Genomic DNA, 16552 nt, shown 5'->3' with positions numbered 1-16552 from the left:
TGGGCTTGATCGATCGGCGGTCGGTCGTTTCCGGACGGGACATCGACTCGTTCGGCTCATCCAGCGCGAAGGGTTCGTTCTGTGTCAACTGTGCTTTGCGTGCCGCAATGGCAAGGATCCGCAGCCGGGTCCGCATCGTTTCTGGCCGACGGCGCTCACCGGACGGCCGCCCTCGTCCCGGCGGATCGAGTGGTGACGGTCGAAGTTCCGGAGTCCGACTCGCCGATGGCCGACGGTGTGCGGGCCGCCGACGCGCTGGTCGCCGTACAGCGGGCGACCAAGGCGGCGCTCGGGACGGTTGACGACTTCGTCCTGATCGCCGGCGGGGACTGTGCGGTGGACCTCGTCCCGATCTCCGCGGCGGCCGAGCGGTACGGCGAGGCTCTGACGGTGCTGTGGATCGACGCCAACACCGACGTCTACGGGCCGGGCGATCCGTTCTCCGGCGCGTTCCACGGCATGGTGGTTCGTACGCTGCTCGGCGACGGCCCGCCCGCGTTGTCGCCGAAGCGGCCGCTCACGCCGCACCAGGTCGTCTTCACCGGCGTCCGGGTGATCGACGACTGCGAGCAGGAGTATCTGCGGAGCAAAGGCCTTCGTCCGTACGGCGTGGATGATCTGGAGGCGGCTGTCGACGGCTTGCAGGGGCCGCTGTACGTGCATGTGGACCTGGACGTCCTGGACCCGGCCGAGTTCGCCTCCGTCGGCTACTCGTATCCCGCCGGCCCGTCGGTCGCCCGCGTGCTGGACCTGATCGCCGGCCTCGACGACGTGGTCGGCGCCGCGATCACCGAGCACGCTCCGCGGGCGCGGAATCCGCACGAGGAGGGGATCGTCCGCGCCCTCGGAACGGCTCTGCTGCGCTTCGCCTGATTCAGCGACGGCAGGCCGCAGAGGTCTCCCGGGGGTTGTCGGGTCTTGGCCACGGCGCGCATGGTGGTTCGAGGGGCGGCGATCGTCGCAGGGGGTGCGCAGCCGATGAGTCAGTCGAGTGGGCAGTCGAGTGGGCAGTCGAGCGGGCAGACGGGTGGGCAGTCGAGCGGGCAGACGAGCGGGCAAGCGGGAGGGGAGCCGGCGACCGCAGGCCGGGCCGCCGATCCGCAGGTGCTGATGCGGAGCCGGCAGTACCGCGGTCTGCTGGTCGTGTCGGCGCTGGTCGGCATCGCCGTGTCGCTCGCGTCGTGGGGCTTTCTCGAAGCCACCCACTGGTTGCAGGAGGCGCTGTACACCGACCTGCCGAAGACCCTCGGCTTCGACTCGGCTCCCTGGTGGTGGCCGCTGCCGGTGCTCGCGGTGGCCGGAGTGGTGATCGCGTTCGCCATCGTGCGACTGCCGGGTCACGGCGGCCACGAACCGTCCGAGGGGCTGAAGACCGGCGCGCCGACCACTCCTGCCGAACTACCCGGCGTGATTCTGGCCGCCGTCGCCACGGTCGGTCTGGGAATGGTCCTCGGACCGGAGGCGCCCTTGATCGCCCTGGGGGGCGGAGTGGCGTTGTTCCTCGCGGACCGGGCGCGGCGACCCGTCCCTGACCAGGCCAAGCTCATCCTCGCCGCGGCGGGCGGGTTCGCCGCGCTGGCGACGATCTTCGGCTCGCCGGTGATCGGTGCGGTGATCATCATCGAGGCTGCGGGCCTCGGCGGACCGACGCTGCCGCTGATCCTGCTGCCGGGTCTGCTCGCGTCCGGCATCGGCTCCCTGGTCTTCGTCGGGATCGGCCATCTGACCGGCCTGAGCACCAACGCGTTCGCGCTGCCGCCGCTGACGCTCCCGGCCTACCCGATCCCGCGGTTCGTCGACTTCCTCTGGACGATCCCGCTGGCCTTGGTGGCAGCCGCCGGAGTCTTCGCGGTCATGACGCTGGGACGGTACACGCGCTCGCTGGTCACCCGGCGCCCGTTCCTGCTGATTCCGGCCGCCGCCCTGGTGGTCGGTCTGCTGGCCGTCGCCTTCGCCCAGATCAGCGGGCAATCCGCGAATGCGGTGCTGTTCTCGGGTCAGGACGAGATGTCCGCAACCCTCAAGGACGCTGCGACCGTCTCGCAGGGCACGATCGCGCTGCTCCTGGTGGCCAAGGCCCTGGCGTGGGGCGTGTCGCTCGGCGCCGCGCGTGGCGGTCCGACGTTCCCCGCCATCTTCCTCGGGCTGGTCGGCGGCCTGCTGGCAGCGGATCTCCCCGGGTTCGCGGAGACGCCGGCCATCGGCGTCCTGATCGGGGCCGCCGTCGTCGCCGTCCTGAGGTTGCCGCTGTCCGCGATCGTGCTCGCTCTGCTGATCACCCGGGCCGGAGGTGGGGTCGCGCCGCTCGTCATCGTGTCGGTGGTCGTGGCCTACATCAGCACGCTGATGCTCTCGGCGCGGCGCACGCTCACCCCCACGGGGTGATGCCGTCGGGCCGTAGCGCCGGGGATGCTGGCGCTCGCCGGGGGTTGGGTGCGTGCGAGACAGCCCCGCGCCTGGCGAACTCCAGGTTCAGGGCAGCCGGAAAGAGGTGCCAGATGGCCAACAGTCCGGATGGGGAGGCCGCGCCCGCGACGCAGCGTCGCGACGGCGGGCGAACGCATGTCGAGGTCGCGCTGCGATCCTTCGGGGTGCCGAACTCGGTGGCCCACGAGTTCGACTTCTGGGATGGGAGTTATGAGGGCCGGCGGTTGTTCTCCGAGCTGCTCGGCACGTTCTTCCTCGTCCTCGTCGCGGTCGGCGGCGGCATGGTCAATGCGCGCTTCGGCGGCGACGCGGTCCCGTACGGCGCGCGCGTCGTGTCGCCGGCGCTGATGGTGGCGGCGATCATCCTGTTCATGGGCGCGGTGTCCGGGGCGCACCTGAACCCCGCGGTCAGTGTGGCGTTCGCGCTCCGCGGCGACTTCCCGTGGAAGCGGGTGCCGGCGTACATCGTCGCCCAGTTCGTGGGCGCCGGACTCGCCACACTCCTCCTGGTCGCCCTGATCGGCAAACAGGGCAGCGCGGGGCTGACCCTGCCCGGTTCGGGGATCTCGGGGACCACGGCGATGCTGTGGGAGATCGTGCTGACCACCGGACTCGTGAGCGTGATCCTGGGGACCGCCTCCGGTGCCCAGCAGATCGGACCGTTCGCTGCGCTCGGAGTGGGCAGCTACATCGCGTTGGCCGGGTTGTGGGGATCGGCTGTCAGCGGCGCGTCGATGAACCCGGCGCGCTCTCTCGGACCGGCCCTGGTGCTCAACGACTGGACCGCGTGGTGGGCGTATCTGGTCGGCCCCACCGCGGGCGCTGTCATCGCCGTCGGTCTGGCCTATGTACTCCGGGGCCGTGGCGGTGGCCGGAGCGGGATGTCGGCCGCGCAGGGCACCCTGGGTGTGGAGTGGCGGACCGGGACGCAGCCGCGCGCCGATGCGCAGGATCCCGGGTCAGGCGGTCACTGACCGTCGTCGTCGGGCGGGCGCCTCCTGCCCCGGCCGGGCTGGACGGCGTTCACGATCTTGGCCACGGCCGTCACCAGGAACAACTGGCCGATCACCATCTCGCCGACGGCGAGGCTCTGGCCCGGGTTTCTCGCCGGCACCAGGTTGCCGTAGCCCGTTGTGGTCAGCGTCGTGAACGAGAAGAACAGATCCTGGGAGATGTTGCCCTCCCCTTGGGCACCGAAGAACGAACCGTCCTGCAGGACCCCCAAGGCCCGGTAGGAGAACGCGAACGCCATCCCGAGCATCAGGTAGGCGGCGATCGCGCCCAGCAAGGTCTCGAAGTCCACGGTCGGGCGCAGCACCAGGTGCCGGACGATCACGCCGGGCGCGATCAGGTACAGCACGCCGCAGGTCACCGCGATGAGACCGCTGCCGGACGGCCTGTCAGGGACGAACAGATGCAGGACCGCGACGCCGGTCGAGGCGAGCAGGACCGCGCTGGCGACAACGCGGAGACGGCGCCGGGCCTGCGAGGCCTGGAGCGTCGTCCAGATGGTCGCGATCTGCACGAACAGCACCAGCGACAATGCCCATGACGCCGTGAGCGTCGCCGAGACGGTGTAGGTGACCAGAATGAGCACCAGCACCAGGCCGTAACTGTCGGGCGAGCCGAAGACGTCGCGGAGCGGTCTGGTGCGACGTCGTGGTCGCCGCACCTGGTGGTCGGGGCTGTCCGCCATCACACTCAGCACTCAGACAGTACTCAGACGCCTTCGACCGCCTGGATCCGCCCGGATCGAACCGCCGCGGCGAAAGCCTGGTAATCCTGCTCGTTCTGGTCGGCGTAGCTCTGGGAGAAATCGGCGATCGACTGCTCGAACTCGTCACGCTTGCCCAGATAGGCATGCAGCGCGACCGGATCGCCCGAGCGGGCGTGCGCCCTGGCCAGCGTCCACCCGCAGACCCGGGCGTACAGGGTGAGACCGGTCGGGATCATCGCCTCGACATCGGCCGAGCCCTTCATGTCGCGCAGTTGCCGCCAGTAGAAGTGCCGTTCGACGTCGAGACCCTTCGTCCACCCGAGGAAGATGTCGCTGGCGGCCTGCATCATCCGCTGGCCGTGGACCACCCGCTCGCCGTGCTGCTTGTACCGGCTCCGCGGCAGATGGTCCTCCAGGACGGACCTCGTGGCCTCCTTGACCTGCAGGAACAGCGGATCACCCTGGTCGCGGCCCTGCAGCAGACCGATGAACGCCCGGGTCCCGACGCTCCCGACCCCGACCACCTTGCGGGCGACGTCGACCAACTCGAACCGCTCCAGCAGTTGGCGCTGGTCGTCGCGCAGCGTGCCACGGTAGGCACGGAACTGCTCGTGGAGTGCCTGCTCGACCTCGTCGCCGGACAGGCCGTAGGTGCTCTGCAGCTCCCGCATCGGGACCACGATCGGCGGCCGGCTGACGATTCGGTACCGTCCGTCGACCAGCTCGCCGAGCTTCGACAACGCCTGCAGACTGTCCCGCGAGTGGGCCTTCTCGAGCGCTTTCACGCCCGTGGCCTCGGCCCGCTCGGCCACTTTCGCCCGCTTCGGGTGCTTGCCGGCCTTGGCCGCGGCCTTGCGCATCGCGGCCATCAGGTCCTGCTCGTCCATCCGCGCGTACCAGATGTCCAGCGTGCCCATCTGCGCGAAGTCGGCCATCGCCTTCCGGTACGACGCCGCCGACATCAGCGTCACCGCGTGGGCGTCCGCGGCGCTGAAGCCGTTGTTGTGCGCCGCGATGGTGAAACTGGCCGCCATCCGCTTGACGTCGTACTCGAACGGCCCGGGCAGGGTCTCGTCGAAGTCGTTCAGATCGAACAGCAGACGACGTTCGGGCGAGGCGAACGCCCCGAAGTTCGACAGGTGGGCGTCGCCGCACAGCTGGACGTCGAGACCGGCCGTCGGCGTGCCGTCCAGGTCGGCGGCCATGATCTTGGCCGCGCCGCGATAGAAGGTGAACGGCGACGCCAGCATCCGCCCGTGCCGGACCGGGACCAGGTCGGGCTCGCGGGTCGTGTTCTGCTCCTCCAGCAGACCGACCGGGTCTGGCCGGTCAGCGGCCGGCTTCCAGGCGCTGTGGCTGGAGCGTGGCACCAGCTCTCGCGCCGCCTTGCCCCGGGCCCGGCGTTCTTCGATGTTCGGGTGCGAAACGCTCCTTCTTGGTGTCACCTGAGTCACCCTCCCCTGGTGTCCTCCCTCGCTCTTCGATGACACCTGAGACCGTTCGCCGGGGAATCACCCCGGCCGGATGACCGCACCGGCCGGGCCACAGGGCCCGGCCGGCACAGCTGCGGCTTATTCCGCCTTCTTATCCTCGGGCTTCGCGTCGACGCCGGCTTCCTTGCGCTGCTCCGGCGTGATCGGCGCCGGCGCCGCGGTCAGCGGGTCGAACCCGCCACCGGACTTCGGGAACGCGATCACGTCGCGGATCGACTCGCTGCCGGCCAGCAGCGCGGTGATCCGGTCCCAGCCGAACGCGATCCCGCCGTGCGGCGGCGCGCCGAACTTGAACGCGTCGAGCAGGAACCCGAACTTCTCGGTCGCCTCCTCGTCGCTGAGGCCCATCACCTTGAAGACGCGCTTCTGCACGTCCTCGCGGTGGATACGGATCGAGCCGCCGCCGATCTCGTTGCCGTTGCAGACGATGTCGTACGCGTAGGCCAGCGCCGAGCCCGGGTCGGTGTCGAACGTCGCCAGCGAGTCCGGCTTCGGCGACGTGAACGCGTGGTGCACGGCGGTCCACGCACCGGAGCCGACCGCGACGTCACCGGCCGCCGTCGCGTCGTCGGCCGGCTCGAACAGCGGCGCGTCCACGACCCAGACGAACGACCACGCCGACTCGTCGATCAGGCCGCCGCGACGGCCGATCTCCAGCCGGGCCGCGCCGAGCAGCGCCCGGGACGTCTTGATCGGGCCCGCGGCGAAGAAGATGCAGTCGCCCGGCTTCGCACCCACGTGGTCGGCGATGCCGGCGCGCTCCTCCTCGGACAGGTTCTTCGCGACCGGCCCGCCGAGCTCACCGTCCTGCCCGACGAGCACGTACGCCAGGCCGCGGGCGCCGCGCTGCTTGGCCCACTCCTGCCACGCGTCGAGCTGCTTGCGCGGCTGGTCGGCGCCGCCCGGCATCACAACCGCGCCGACGTACGGCGCCTGGAAGACCCGGAACGGCGTGTTCTTGAAGTACTCGGTGCACTCGACGAGCTCGAGGCCCATCCGCAGGTCCGGCTTGTCGGAGCCGAACCGCGCCATCGCCTCGCCGTACGTCATCCGCGGGATCGGCGTCTGCACGTCGTACCCGACGAGCTTCCACAGCGCGGTGAGGATCTGTTCGGACAGCGCGATGACGTCGTCCTGGTCGACGAAGCTCATCTCGATGTCGAGCTGGGTGAACTCGGGCTGCCGGTCGGCGCGGAAGTCCTCGTCGCGGTAGCAGCGGGCGATCTGGTAGTACCGCTCCATACCGGCCACCATCAGCAGCTGCTTGAACAGCTGCGGCGACTGCGGCAGCGCATACCAGCTGCCCGGCTGCAGGCGGGCAGGCACCACGAAGTCGCGGGCGCCCTCCGGCGTCGACCGGGTCAGCGTCGGCGTCTCGATCTCGACGAAGTCGTGCGCGGCCAGCACGTCGCGGGCGGCCTTGTTCACCTGGCTGCGCAGACGCAGTGCGGTGCCCGGGCCCTGCCGGCGCAGGTCGAGGTAGCGGTACTTGAGCCGGATCTCCTCGTTCACCGGCGTCGCGTGGTGCTCCTCGACCGGGAACGGCAGCGGGGCCGCCTCGTTCAGCACCTCGACCTCGGTCGCGATCACCTCGATCTCGCCGGTCGGCAGGTTCGGGTTCGCGTTGCCCTCGGGGCGCGGCGACACCTCGCCGACGATCTTCAGGCAGTACTCCGACCGCAGGCCGTGCGCGGCCTCCTCGTCGCGGATCACGACCTGGACCGTGCCGGACGAGTCGCGCAGGTCGATGAACGCCACGCCGCCGTGATCGCGTCGCCGCGCCACCCAGCCCGCCAGAATCACCGTCTGCCCGGCGTGCTCGGCACGCAACGAGCCTGCGGAATGGGTACGGATCACGAGTTCTCCTTGTGCGTGTTGATGCTTGGTCGTAGGTCCTGTGCCGGCGGAGTCCAGGTCGCGGCGTCGGCCGGCACCTGCGCACCGCTGCGGATGTCCTTCACCTCAGGACCGTTCTCGGTGCTGAACCAGACGAACGGGATCCCCCGCCGATCCGCGAACTTGATCTGCTTGCCGAACTTGGCCGCGGCCGGCGCCACCTCGACCGCGATCCCCCGGGCCCGCAGAGCGATGGCGGTCCGCATGGCCTCGGCCCGGTCCTCCTCGGAGTTCAGCGCGATCAGCACAGCGGTCGGCGTCCGGCGGCTGGCCGTCAGCAAACCCTTGCTGATCAACCGGTGCACGAGCCGCGACACCCCGATCGAGATCCCGACCCCGGGGTACGTCGTTTTGCCGTCCGAGGCGAGCGAGTCGTACCGCCCGCCGGAGCAGATCGACCCGTACCCCTCGTCGCCGATCAGCTGGGTCTCGTAGACGGTGCCGGTGTAGTAGTCCAGCCCGCGCGCGATCTTCAGGTCCGCGACCAGCAGCCCCGGCGCGTGCTCGTTGGCGGCGTTCATGATCTGCGACAGCCGCTCGAGTCCCTCGTCGAGGATCTCGTGCTGCACCCCGAGCGCCCGCACCTGGTCCGCGAACGACGCGTCCGTCGACGAGATCTCCGCGAGCCGCAGGACCTGCTTGGCGGTCTCGGCGGACAGGCCCGCGGCGGTCAGCAGCTCGGTCACCTTGTCCGGGCCGATCTTGTCCAGCTTGTCGACGATCCGGAGCGTGCCGGTGATGTCGTCGATGCCGAGGCCGCGGTAGAAGCCCTCCGGGATCTGCCGGGTGTTCACCTGGATCCGGAACGGCGGGATCGGGAGCTTCCGGAACGCGTCCGCGATCACCAGCGGCAGCTCGACCTCGTAGTGGAACGGCAGCTCGCCGCTGTCGATGATGTCGATGTCCGCCTGGGTGAACTCGCGGTACCGGCCCTCCTGCGGGCGCTCGCCGCGCCACACCTTCTGGATCTGGTAGCGCCGGAACGGGAACACCAGCTTGCCGCTGTGCTCCAGGACGTAGCGGGCGAACGGCACGGTCAGGTCGAAGTGCAGCCCGAGGGCCGCGTCCTCGTCGGCGCCGGCCGCGAGCCGCCGGACGCCGTAGATCTCCTTGTCCGCGTCCTCGCCCTGGTTGGACAGCCGCTCGACCGGCTCGACCGCGCGGGTCTCGATCGACGCGAATCCGTGCAGCTCGAACGTCTCCCGGATCACGTCGAGGAACTCCTGCTCGACGATCCGGTCCTGCGGAAGGAATTCGGGGAACCCGCTCAGAGGGGTCACCTTGCTCATGGTTAGGGAATCTCCAGGTCCTGCAAGTAGGGGTTGGTCGCCTTCTCCCGGCCGATCGTGGTCTGGCCACCATGACCCGGCAGGACGACGATCTCGTCGCGCATCGGCAGGATCTTGGTGGCCAACGTATGCAGCATCGCCGGATGGTCGCCCCCAGGCAGATCCGTCCGGCCGATCGACCCGGCGAACAACACGTCACCGGAGAACAGCACCGCGGGCACGTCCTCCGGCCCGTCGTACGGCGTGGTGAACGTGACCGACCCGCGGGTGTGACCCGGGGTGTGGTCGACGGTGAGGTCCAGGCCCGCGAGCTCCAGGGACTGCCCGTCCTTCAGCTCGGCGACGTCGTCCGGCTCGGCGAACGCGTGGTTGCCGCCGAGCAGCATCCGCGCGGTCTCCGGGCTGATCCCGGCCATCGGGTCGGCCAGCAGGTGCCGGTCGTCGGGGTGGATCCAGGCGGTCGCGTCGTACGTCCCGCAGACCGGGAGGACCGAGAACATGTGGTCGATGTGACCGTGCGTGAGCAGCACCGCGACCGGCTTGAGCTTGTTCTCCCGGACCACCTGCTCGACGCCCGGGGCGGCGTCCATGCCCGGGTCGATCACGAGGCACTCCGCGCCCTGGCCGGTGGCGACGACGTAGCAGTTCGTACCCCACGACCCCGCGGGGAACCCGGCGATGAGCACGACTGACCTTCCTGGACCTGAGATCGGGACCCACCAAGGCTACCGGTCGGCAATCGCCGAGATCGAACCGGATTGTGACGCAACACCGTTGCGCCTGAGCTGGGAGTTTGTGATTGTTCAGGGATAAGCGTCGAGAAGGCAGCTCGACGCGCCCAGGCGGGCCCTGTTCGCACGGTTGGACCGGGGACTGACCAGAATGGGCACGAGCGCAGTGCATACCGCCGGAAGGGGCGAGTTGTGGCCGGAGAGAACTGGGGCCGGGTAGCCGAGGACGGAACGGTCTTCGTACGGACGAAGGACGGTGAACGGGCGGTCGGCCAGTGGCCGGACGCGAACCCCGAGGAGGCGCTCGCCTTCTACACCCGCCGGTACGACGCGCTGGCGTTCGAGGTGGAGCTGCTGGAGCAGCGCGTCCAGGCGGGCACAGTGTCCCCCGACGACGCCCGCGCCGCGGTCAAGAAGGTGACCGGCGCGATCGAGGACGCCCAGGCGGTCGGCGACCTGGACGGCCTGCAGACGCGGCTCGAGGCGCTCACCCCGCTGGTCGCGCAGCAGCGCGAGCGGCGCAAGGCCGAGCGGGCCGCGAAGGTCGAGGAAGCACGCTCCGCGAAGACCAAGATCGCCACCGAGGCCGAGACCATCGCGGCCGGCACCGACTGGCGGCACGGCGTGACGCGGCTGCGCGAGCTGCTCGACGAGTGGAAGGCCCTCCCCCGGCTCGACAAGTCGTCGGACGACGAGCTGTGGCACCGCTTCTCCTCCGCGCGCACGACGTACACCCGGCACCGCAAGCAGCACTTCGCCGAGCTGTCCTCCAAGCGCGAGGAGGCCGCCGTGGTGAAGGACCGGCTCGCCGCCGAGGCCGAGACGCTGGCCACGTCGACCGAGTGGGGCCCGACGTCCGGGCGGTTCCGGGACCTGATGCGGCAGTGGAAGGCCGCCGGGCCGGCGCCGCGCGAGGTGGACGACAAGCTGTGGGCCCGGTTCCGGGCCGCGCAGGACCAGTTCTTCGGCGCGCGGGACGCCGTCCAGGCCGAGGAGAACGCCGAGCAGGTGGAGAACCTGCGGGCCAAGGAAGCGCTGCTGACCGAGATCGAGACCATCCTCCCGGTCGAGGACGCGCGGGTCGCCCGCGAGCAGCTCCGCGACTACCTGGACCGCTGGGACCAGATCGGCAAGGTGCCGCGCGACTCGATGCGCGCCGTCGACGGGCGCCTGCGGGCCGTCGAGCAGGCCGTGAAGGCGGCCGAGGACGAGGTCTGGAACCGCTCCAACCCGGAGGCACGCGCCCGCGCCGAGGCGACCGTCAAGCAACTCCAGTCGCTGATCGCGGACCTGGAGAAGCAGGCCGCCAAGTTCGAGTCCCAGGGCAACACCCGCAAGGCCACCGAAGCCCGCGAGGCCATCGCCGCCCGCCGCGAATGGCTGACCCAGGCCCAGAACGCCCTCACCGACTTCAGCTGAGCAACCAAACCCACGCAGCCGTCACGGGCAGGTGTGGGTGATGGATCTGGCGGTGGTGGCCTCGGTGGTGGTGATCGGGAGGGTGTACTTCGCGGCCACCCGGAGGTACTCGAGGACGTAGGTGCACCGGTAGGTGCGGTTGAGGGGGAGCCACTCCCCTGGGCCTTCGTCGCTCTTGGAGGCGTTGGAGGAGCCGTCCACCACAAGGAGGTTGGCGGACTCGTCGTTGGCGAAGTCGACTCGGCGTTGGGTGGGCCAGGTGGACGCGCCCATGTCCCAGGCGCGGGCCAGTGGGTAGATGTGGTCGATCTGGAGCTTGGACGCGTCGGCCTTGCGGAACTCGATGCGGCGGCCGGTGTACGGGTCGGACGTCAGGACCCCGGCGGTGACCACGCACTTGGTGTGGCCGCGATACTGAACGGCCGTCAGGCGTGCGGCCAGCATGTCGTTGCGGGTGTCGCAGCCGTTGTGGCCCCCGACGCCGGCGTGGTTGTCCGACCAGGTCTGGCCGAACCGGTCGCGTTGGTAGCCAGGGACCTTCGGGCGGTTCGGCACGACTCGTACCTTGGCCAGCTCGGCGGTGATCAACTTCGCCGTACCGGTGGCGGGCGGGGCCGGTGTCGATTCGGTGCCTTCCACCGGGAGCGTGCAAGCGGTCAGAAACAGAACTGCCAGGGCGGCGAGCAGCGGGCGCATCAGGCGACCTTAGGGCAAGGCTGTGGACAACGTCCGGCAGGATCGCGGGGTTTCGGCGATCCTGTCCGGATGCTCCCTGCCGACTTCCCGTACTACTTCTGCGGACTGCCCTTCCGGCCTTACCAGGTAGGGCGGAAGCTCAAGTGGTTGCTCGGTCTTGGTGACATCCGCCCAGTGCTGAAGGGCGTGTACGTCGACCACCGCGTGCCGGACTCGCAGCAGCTGCGGGCGGACGCGCTGCGGCTGCTGACGCCTCCGGAGGCGGTCGTGTGCGGCGCGGCCGCGGCCTGGCTGCACGGCATCGACACGACCGCGCTCGGGCCTGCCGAGCTCGTGGAAGCCCAGTGGACGCGCACGGCCGACGACACCGTCGAGGTGCACGGCCTGCAAGTCCTGAGCCCGATCGCGAGCGCGGTCGAGCTCGCGATGCGACTCCCGAGACCTTTCGCGCTGTCGGCCGTCGACGCGTTCCTCCGCACCGGGAAGGCCGACCTCTGGGCCCTCCGCGCGGCCTCCGCCGAGTGCGAACGGCACGCGGGCTACCGGCAGGGCCAGGAGGTCCTGCGCTGGGCCGACCGGCGGGCGGCGTCTCCGGGCGAATCCTGGCTGCGGCTCCGGTTGATCGACGCCGGCTTCGGCCGGCCGGAGCTGCAGGTGCCGGTCAACGGACCGCGGCGCACCTATCGGCTCGACCTCGGGTATCCGGATCGGCCGGTGGACGGGCGACGGCTCGGACTGGAGTACGACAGCGACGCCTGGCACTCGTCGACCAAGCAACAGCTGAAGGACGAAACCCGCCGCGCCGAGCTCGAAGGTCTCGGCTGGCATGTCATCTCATTGCGGCGCACCGACCTGTGGGGCTCGTACCCAGCCCTGGAACTCGCCGTCGGCGGCTTCCTCTGCCAGGAACCGCGCCTACCGCGGCGGTGGTGAGACGCGACGACCTCGGCGGGTACGAGCGGACTGGGATAAAGTCGCAGCGGTCCGAGGGTGGGGTGGAGGGGTGTCGCCGTACGGGCGAGGCCTGGAGGGGGTTGTGGATATGACTGAAGAGGTGCCTCAAGAGGTCCAGGTTCGACGCTTGGGCAAGGAGGGGGCGGAGCTCGCCGTCTTCGAGTTCCAGGGCAAGCTGCGAGAGTTGATGATCTCCAGCCTCCGTGAGGGCTATCTGGCCACCGGGAACTATGTCCCGGACGCGAGGGCCGTCTCTCCGCAAGGTGCGCTGTCGCTGGCTGTCGCAGGCGCGGCGACGGGTGCGACCGCGCTGTCGGCAGCGTTCTCGTCGACGCTCTTCATGGCGACCGCGAACCCCGCCACGCTGATGACCGTCGGCAACGGCGTCGGCAGCGCCGTGATGGGAGCCGGTGGGATCGTGGGACAGGCGCCGTTCATCGCCGTGGCGAGCTCACTTCCGGTCGTGGCGCCGATCCTCGCGGTTCTGGCGCTCAACACGGCAGTGATGATGCAGCAGTTCAAGCAGGTCGATCGCAAGCTCGACACCATCAAGAGCGCGTTGGACAAGGCGATCGCCCGGAGCGAGGCGACGCACGCGGGCGAACTGCTCGCCGCCTCCAGGACCGTCGACGACGTCTACCGGCAGTACAGCCTCGAAGGCTCCTTCTCGAACGACATGCTCGTGCGCCTCGCGCTCGCGGAACGCGACGTGCGAGCTTTGTCCGCCAGATTCCGACGCCTTGTCGAAGCGCGCAGTGCGACGAACATCGACGACCTCAAAGAGGTTCAGCAGGCGAACTACGACGCCCACAGCGCGATGCTCGCCTCGTTCGTGGAGCTCCGGGTCTCCTACCTCCGGGTCTGTGTCGACATGCAGGAGAACCCGAAATCGGTCACCTCGTCGATGGAACACCTGAAGGCGGTCATCGACGACGGCATCGTGTTCTGGCAGCAGTTGCAGGACCGCTCACGAGGGCTCAAGGACGAGATCGGTCAGCGCGAGGCGAAGCTCCAGGACATGAACTGGGCGACACGTAACCTCCCCGGCGGCGAGGGCGCCACGCTCGAGAAAGAGCTCGCGAAGCTCAAGGACGCTTTCACGGCGACGATGGAGAGCGAGCGGCAGATCATGAGCGAGTTCCATTCGCTCATCGAGTCCGCCCGAGCGACTCGGAAGGCCCTCGAGACGTCGGGCCCGACGAACGGCGCCACCTCGCCGACCCTCGTCTACTGGAAGGACGAGGCAGGCGAGCATTCGTTCGTGACGGAGCAGAACCTGATCTCCTGATCGGCGCGTGCTCCCAGCCACCCGGTTCACCGATGGTTGGTGAACCGGGTGGTGTGGAACCCGCGCGCCCCGGCGGGGACATGGTGCCCGGGCGGCGACCAGTCCGGGGCGGCGGGATCGGCCCAGGTACCGACGGTCAGTCGTTGTACCGGCGGCGGGCCAGCAGGAGGAGAACCAGGGCGAGGATGCCGGTCGCCGCGGCGATCGCGGCGACGTGGTGGTTCGTGGACCAGGCAGTGGTTGCGGCGGTGGCTGAGGCGGTGTTTGAGGCGGTGGTGTCGTAGCCGCCGGCCATGCCGGACTCGTTGTACTGGGTGCCGGGGAGCTTGTCGGCGTAGCGGTGGGCAACCAGTTCTTGGTAGGCCGTGATCGTGATCGGCTTGGCGCCGATCGACTTGACGGCCGACTGGTTCAGCGGCCGTACCTGGGTTCCGGCAACGGCGTACCAGGCGCCGATCTGGGGTTCGGTGAACACGAGGGCACCGGCTGCGGCCGACACCATGCGGGCCTCAGTGTTGCCGGAGGCCACGTTGACGGCGTGCCAGGCGCCCTGGTCGTCCGGGGCGGTGAAGACGGTCAGCGTCCGGCCGCCTTGTGCAGCGCTGGTTGCCGCGTACCAGAAGGTTGCCACGGGCGCCGACGCGTCGCGGACGAAGGCCGGGTTGAGCGCGTAGATCGGGTGCGTGTCCCGCGCGACGCTCGCCGCGGCCTTCGCCGTACCACCGGCCTTCCCCAGCAGGCTGAGCGCGTCCGACGACCTGGCGGCATCAGTTGCCTTGGACAGCTCGCTCGGCGACACCGGCTGCGGACCCGCCGCGCCGGCCGGGCCGGAGGCCGCGAACGAGAACGCGAGACCGGCCGCAAGGACGGCGGCGCAGCGGAGCAGGAGGTTCTTCGGGCGTCGCATGTCAGGCTCCGATCCGGTACAGGGAGTGCGTCCAGGTGAACTGCGAGTTGGACCGGTACCAGTTGTAGGTCGAGTAGTTGTACCGCGGGTCGTCCGGCCACGGGTTGTAGTACTCGATCGTCGAGTCGGAGGCGTCGTACCCGATGATGTCCATCATGTGGCCGCCGCCCGACGTCCAGCCGATCCGCGTCATCACCGGGCGGCCGGCCGCGATCTCGGTGACGAGCGTGCTGAAGCTGAGCGTGGACGAGACGTAGCTGCCGGCGCTGATCCCGATCGTGCGGAACGCGCGCTGGTCGTTCGCGAGCGTCGCCTGGTTGTTCGGGCAGGTCGCGTTCACGGCGTACCCGAAAGCCAGGTTGCAGAACTGGTTCTGCGAGTAGGAGCGTCCGTAGAACGCGGCGATGCTGTTGCCGCTCGCGGCCCAGCACCAGTTCGACTTCTGCTGGGCCTGGCCGGTGACGTTCAGGTAGTAGCTGCCGGGGGCGGCCGAGGCCGGCGGGGCGAGCGGTGCCAGCGTCGCCAGGCCGAGGATCGTGGCCAGGAGCAACGACCAGGTGCGGCTGGGGCGGAGCCTGCGCATGAGTCCTCCTTCGAGAGGTACTGCGGGGTGGGCGGAGTCCATCGTCGAGACGTCACCACCGCGCGGCAAGGACTCGGGACGCGGGCCGGACGGCGGTGTGAACGGCAGCTCCGCGTGAACAGCGGGTGACGAGCCGGTGCCGGACCGTGCTGTGAATGTTTACACTTCCCCAAAGGAGCGTGGACATGATCGATTCCACTGTCCCGGTGGTCACGCCGGAAGCGCCGTTCGCGGACGCGCTGCGGCAGGCGATCGCCCGGCGCGGCCTGGCCCTGAACCGGATCCGGACCCATCTCGCCGACCGCGGGCTGAACGTCGGTGTCGCCACTCTGAGCACCTGGCAGAGCGGCCGGCGGGTGCCGCGCGAGGATTCGCTGGCGATCGTGACGGCGCTCGAGGACCTGCTGGAGGTGCCGCCCGGCTGGCTCACCATCCGGATCCCGCCGTCCCGGACCGATCCGTCGGCGACGCTACAGCCGTACGCCGTGGTCGACTACGCCGAGGCCCTCACCAGGCTGCTGGACCGGCTCCGCCGCGACGCCCACGGGCGGCTGCGCAACGTCACCGTTCTCGAGGAGGTCCGGCTCGGCCCGGATCGAAGCGCGCACCGGCGGCGCGTGACCCAGAGCGTGGTCGCCGTACAACCGGTGGACCGGCTCATCATCGCGCACCAGGGTGAGCCGGGCTGCGATGCCGAGCAGCTGACGCTCCGGGCGCTGAGTGGTTGCCGGACCGGCCGGATCGCGCGCTCCCCCGAGGCCGGCGCGCTGCTGGGCGAGCTGCTCCTCGACCGGGTTCTCGCGGTCGGTGACACAGCCGTCGTGCACTACGAGGTCGAGGACCGCTCCGGGCTGCCGGCGACCGAGTACCAGCGGTTCAGCGAGTGGGGCGGGATGCACTACGTGCTGGAGGTGCAGTTCGACCGCGCCGCGCTTCCGGTCCGCGTCCACGAGATCCGCCGCTGTCACACCTCCGGCCCGAATCTCGTCCACCGCGAGTTGATGCTCACCCCCGACGGCCGCGTCCACGTCCTCGAAGCGTCCGCCGACCCCGGCACGGTCGGCATCGAATGGGAGTGGGACTAGAACCTGAGACCGGAAGTGGTCCGCTGGGATCTGCTGCTGCAGGGCTCAGGTTGCCGGTTCCCGTCTC

Annotated in this window: 15 protein-coding genes; 7 read left to right on the top strand and 8 right to left on the bottom strand. The window is 69.9% G+C overall.

Translation table 11 applies throughout. The annotated features are described in order from the left end of the window. Nucleotides 1–192: 192 nt before the first annotated feature. The 3 genes from ACWEOO_RS28795 to ACWEOO_RS28785 all read left to right on the top strand — a co-directional run bounded on the left by ACWEOO_RS28795 (nt 193) and on the right by ACWEOO_RS28785 (nt 3401). Nucleotides 193–873 (top strand): arginase family protein, encoded by a 681-nt coding sequence (locus ACWEOO_RS28795; protein ID WP_452145687.1) that lies wholly within the window; start codon nt 193–195, stop codon nt 871–873. Nucleotides 874–978: 105 nt separating this feature from the next. Next, the gene (locus ACWEOO_RS28790) at nt 979–2385 is read left to right on the top strand and encodes a chloride channel protein (protein ID WP_452145686.1); all 1407 of its coding nucleotides are present in this window, start codon (nt 979–981) and stop codon (nt 2383–2385) included. A 113-nt stretch (nt 2386–2498) separates the two neighbouring features. Next, nucleotides 2499–3401 (top strand): MIP/aquaporin family protein, encoded by a 903-nt coding sequence (locus tag ACWEOO_RS28785; protein ID WP_452145685.1) that lies wholly within the window; start codon nt 2499–2501, stop codon nt 3399–3401. Here the strand turns inward: ACWEOO_RS28785 and ACWEOO_RS28780 are convergent. From ACWEOO_RS28780 to ACWEOO_RS28760, 5 genes are all read right to left on the bottom strand, one after another. Next, the gene (locus tag ACWEOO_RS28780; RefSeq protein ID WP_452145684.1) at nt 3395–4123 is read right to left on the bottom strand and encodes an ion channel; all 729 of its coding nucleotides are present in this window, start codon (nt 4121–4123) and stop codon (nt 3395–3397) included. The two genes, ACWEOO_RS28785 and ACWEOO_RS28780, sit on opposite strands and share 7 nt — an antisense overlap. A gap of 23 nt (nt 4124–4146) precedes the next feature. After that, a complete protein-coding gene (locus ACWEOO_RS28775) occupies nt 4147–5589 on the bottom strand; it encodes a DUF2252 domain-containing protein (protein WP_452145683.1) in 1443 nt (480 codons plus the stop codon). Between the two features lie 126 nt (nt 5590–5715). After that, on the bottom strand, nt 5716–7494 hold the full coding sequence (aspS, locus tag ACWEOO_RS28770) for an aspartate--tRNA ligase (RefSeq protein ID WP_452145682.1): 1779 nt from the start codon (nt 7492–7494) through the stop codon (nt 5716–5718). Next, a complete protein-coding gene (hisS, locus tag ACWEOO_RS28765; RefSeq protein ID WP_452145681.1) occupies nt 7491–8822 on the bottom strand; it encodes a histidine--tRNA ligase in 1332 nt (443 codons plus the stop codon). The genes aspS and hisS overlap by 4 nt, the downstream gene beginning before the upstream one ends. A 2-nt stretch (nt 8823–8824) precedes the next feature. Next, on the bottom strand, nt 8825–9508 hold the full coding sequence (locus ACWEOO_RS28760) for an MBL fold metallo-hydrolase (protein WP_363709078.1): 684 nt from the start codon (nt 9506–9508) through the stop codon (nt 8825–8827). Between the two features lie 237 nt (nt 9509–9745). Between ACWEOO_RS28760 and ACWEOO_RS28755 the strand changes: the two genes are divergently transcribed. Beyond that, a complete protein-coding gene (locus ACWEOO_RS28755) occupies nt 9746–10972 on the top strand; it encodes a DUF349 domain-containing protein (protein WP_363709080.1) in 1227 nt (408 codons plus the stop codon). 21 nt (nt 10973–10993) lie between these two features. Here the strand turns inward: ACWEOO_RS28755 and ACWEOO_RS28750 are convergent, their stop codons facing one another. Beyond that, entirely contained in the window at nt 10994–11668 is a 675-nt protein-coding gene (locus ACWEOO_RS28750) for an HNH endonuclease family protein (RefSeq protein WP_359923457.1), read from the bottom strand. Nucleotides 11669–11737: 69 nt separating this feature from the next. On the opposite strand from ACWEOO_RS28750, the gene ACWEOO_RS28745 reads away from it, so the two are divergent. Together ACWEOO_RS28745 and ACWEOO_RS28740 are read left to right on the top strand one after the other, a co-directional pair. Then, nucleotides 11738–12601 (top strand): hypothetical protein, encoded by an 864-nt coding sequence (locus ACWEOO_RS28745; RefSeq protein ID WP_452145680.1) that lies wholly within the window; start codon nt 11738–11740, stop codon nt 12599–12601. Between the two features lie 148 nt (nt 12602–12749). Further along, nucleotides 12750–13910 carry a hypothetical protein gene (locus tag ACWEOO_RS28740; RefSeq protein ID WP_452145679.1) on the top strand — a complete coding sequence of 387 codons (1161 nt, stop codon included), beginning with the start codon at nt 12750–12752 and terminating at the stop codon, nt 13908–13910. A 136-nt stretch (nt 13911–14046) separates the two neighbouring features. On the opposite strand, the gene ACWEOO_RS28735 is transcribed toward ACWEOO_RS28740, so the two are convergent. Further along, complete coding sequence (locus tag ACWEOO_RS28735) at nt 14047–14817, bottom strand: hypothetical protein (protein ID WP_452145678.1); 771 nt, start codon at nt 14815–14817, stop codon at nt 14047–14049. Between the two features lies 1 nt (nt 14818). Then, nucleotides 14819–15400, bottom strand: a complete 582-nt coding sequence (locus tag ACWEOO_RS28730) for a papain-like cysteine protease family protein (RefSeq protein WP_452145677.1) — start codon at nt 15398–15400, stop codon at nt 14819–14821. Nucleotides 15401–15585: 185 nt separating this feature from the next. On the opposite strand from ACWEOO_RS28730, the gene ACWEOO_RS28725 reads away from it, so the two are divergent. Then, a complete protein-coding gene (locus ACWEOO_RS28725; protein WP_452145676.1) occupies nt 15586–16485 on the top strand; it encodes a hypothetical protein in 900 nt (299 codons plus the stop codon). Nucleotides 16486–16552 lie beyond the last annotated feature (67 nt).

Source organism: Kribbella sp. NPDC004138 (genome assembly GCF_053603655.1).
The sequence above is the reverse complement of the archived record's forward strand: the minus strand, read 5'-3'. Positions and strand labels throughout refer to the sequence as shown.

What these genes read in the sequence shown, in the direction of transcription:
- ACWEOO_RS28725 (WP_452145676.1), top strand. Translation starts at nt 15,586, where the DNA reads ATGATCGATTCCACTGTCCCGGTGGTCACGCCGGAAGCGCCGTTCGCG.
- ACWEOO_RS28790 (WP_452145686.1), top strand. Translation starts at nt 979, where the DNA reads ATGAGTCAGTCGAGTGGGCAGTCGAGTGGGCAGTCGAGCGGGCAGACG.
- ACWEOO_RS28780 (WP_452145684.1), bottom strand. Translation starts at nt 4,123, where the DNA reads ATGGCGGACAGCCCCGACCACCAGGTGCGGCGACCACGACGTCGCACC.
- hisS (WP_452145681.1), bottom strand. Translation starts at nt 8,822, where the DNA reads ATGAGCAAGGTGACCCCTCTGAGCGGGTTCCCCGAATTCCTTCCGCAG.
- ACWEOO_RS28730 (WP_452145677.1), bottom strand. Translation starts at nt 15,400, where the DNA reads ATGCGCAGGCTCCGCCCCAGCCGCACCTGGTCGTTGCTCCTGGCCACG.
- ACWEOO_RS28750 (WP_359923457.1), bottom strand. Translation starts at nt 11,668, where the DNA reads ATGCGCCCGCTGCTCGCCGCCCTGGCAGTTCTGTTTCTGACCGCTTGC.
- ACWEOO_RS28785 (WP_452145685.1), top strand. Translation starts at nt 2,499, where the DNA reads ATGGCCAACAGTCCGGATGGGGAGGCCGCGCCCGCGACGCAGCGTCGC.
- ACWEOO_RS28735 (WP_452145678.1), bottom strand. Translation starts at nt 14,817, where the DNA reads ATGCGACGCCCGAAGAACCTCCTGCTCCGCTGCGCCGCCGTCCTTGCG.
- ACWEOO_RS28745 (WP_452145680.1), top strand. Translation starts at nt 11,738, where the DNA reads ATGCTCCCTGCCGACTTCCCGTACTACTTCTGCGGACTGCCCTTCCGG.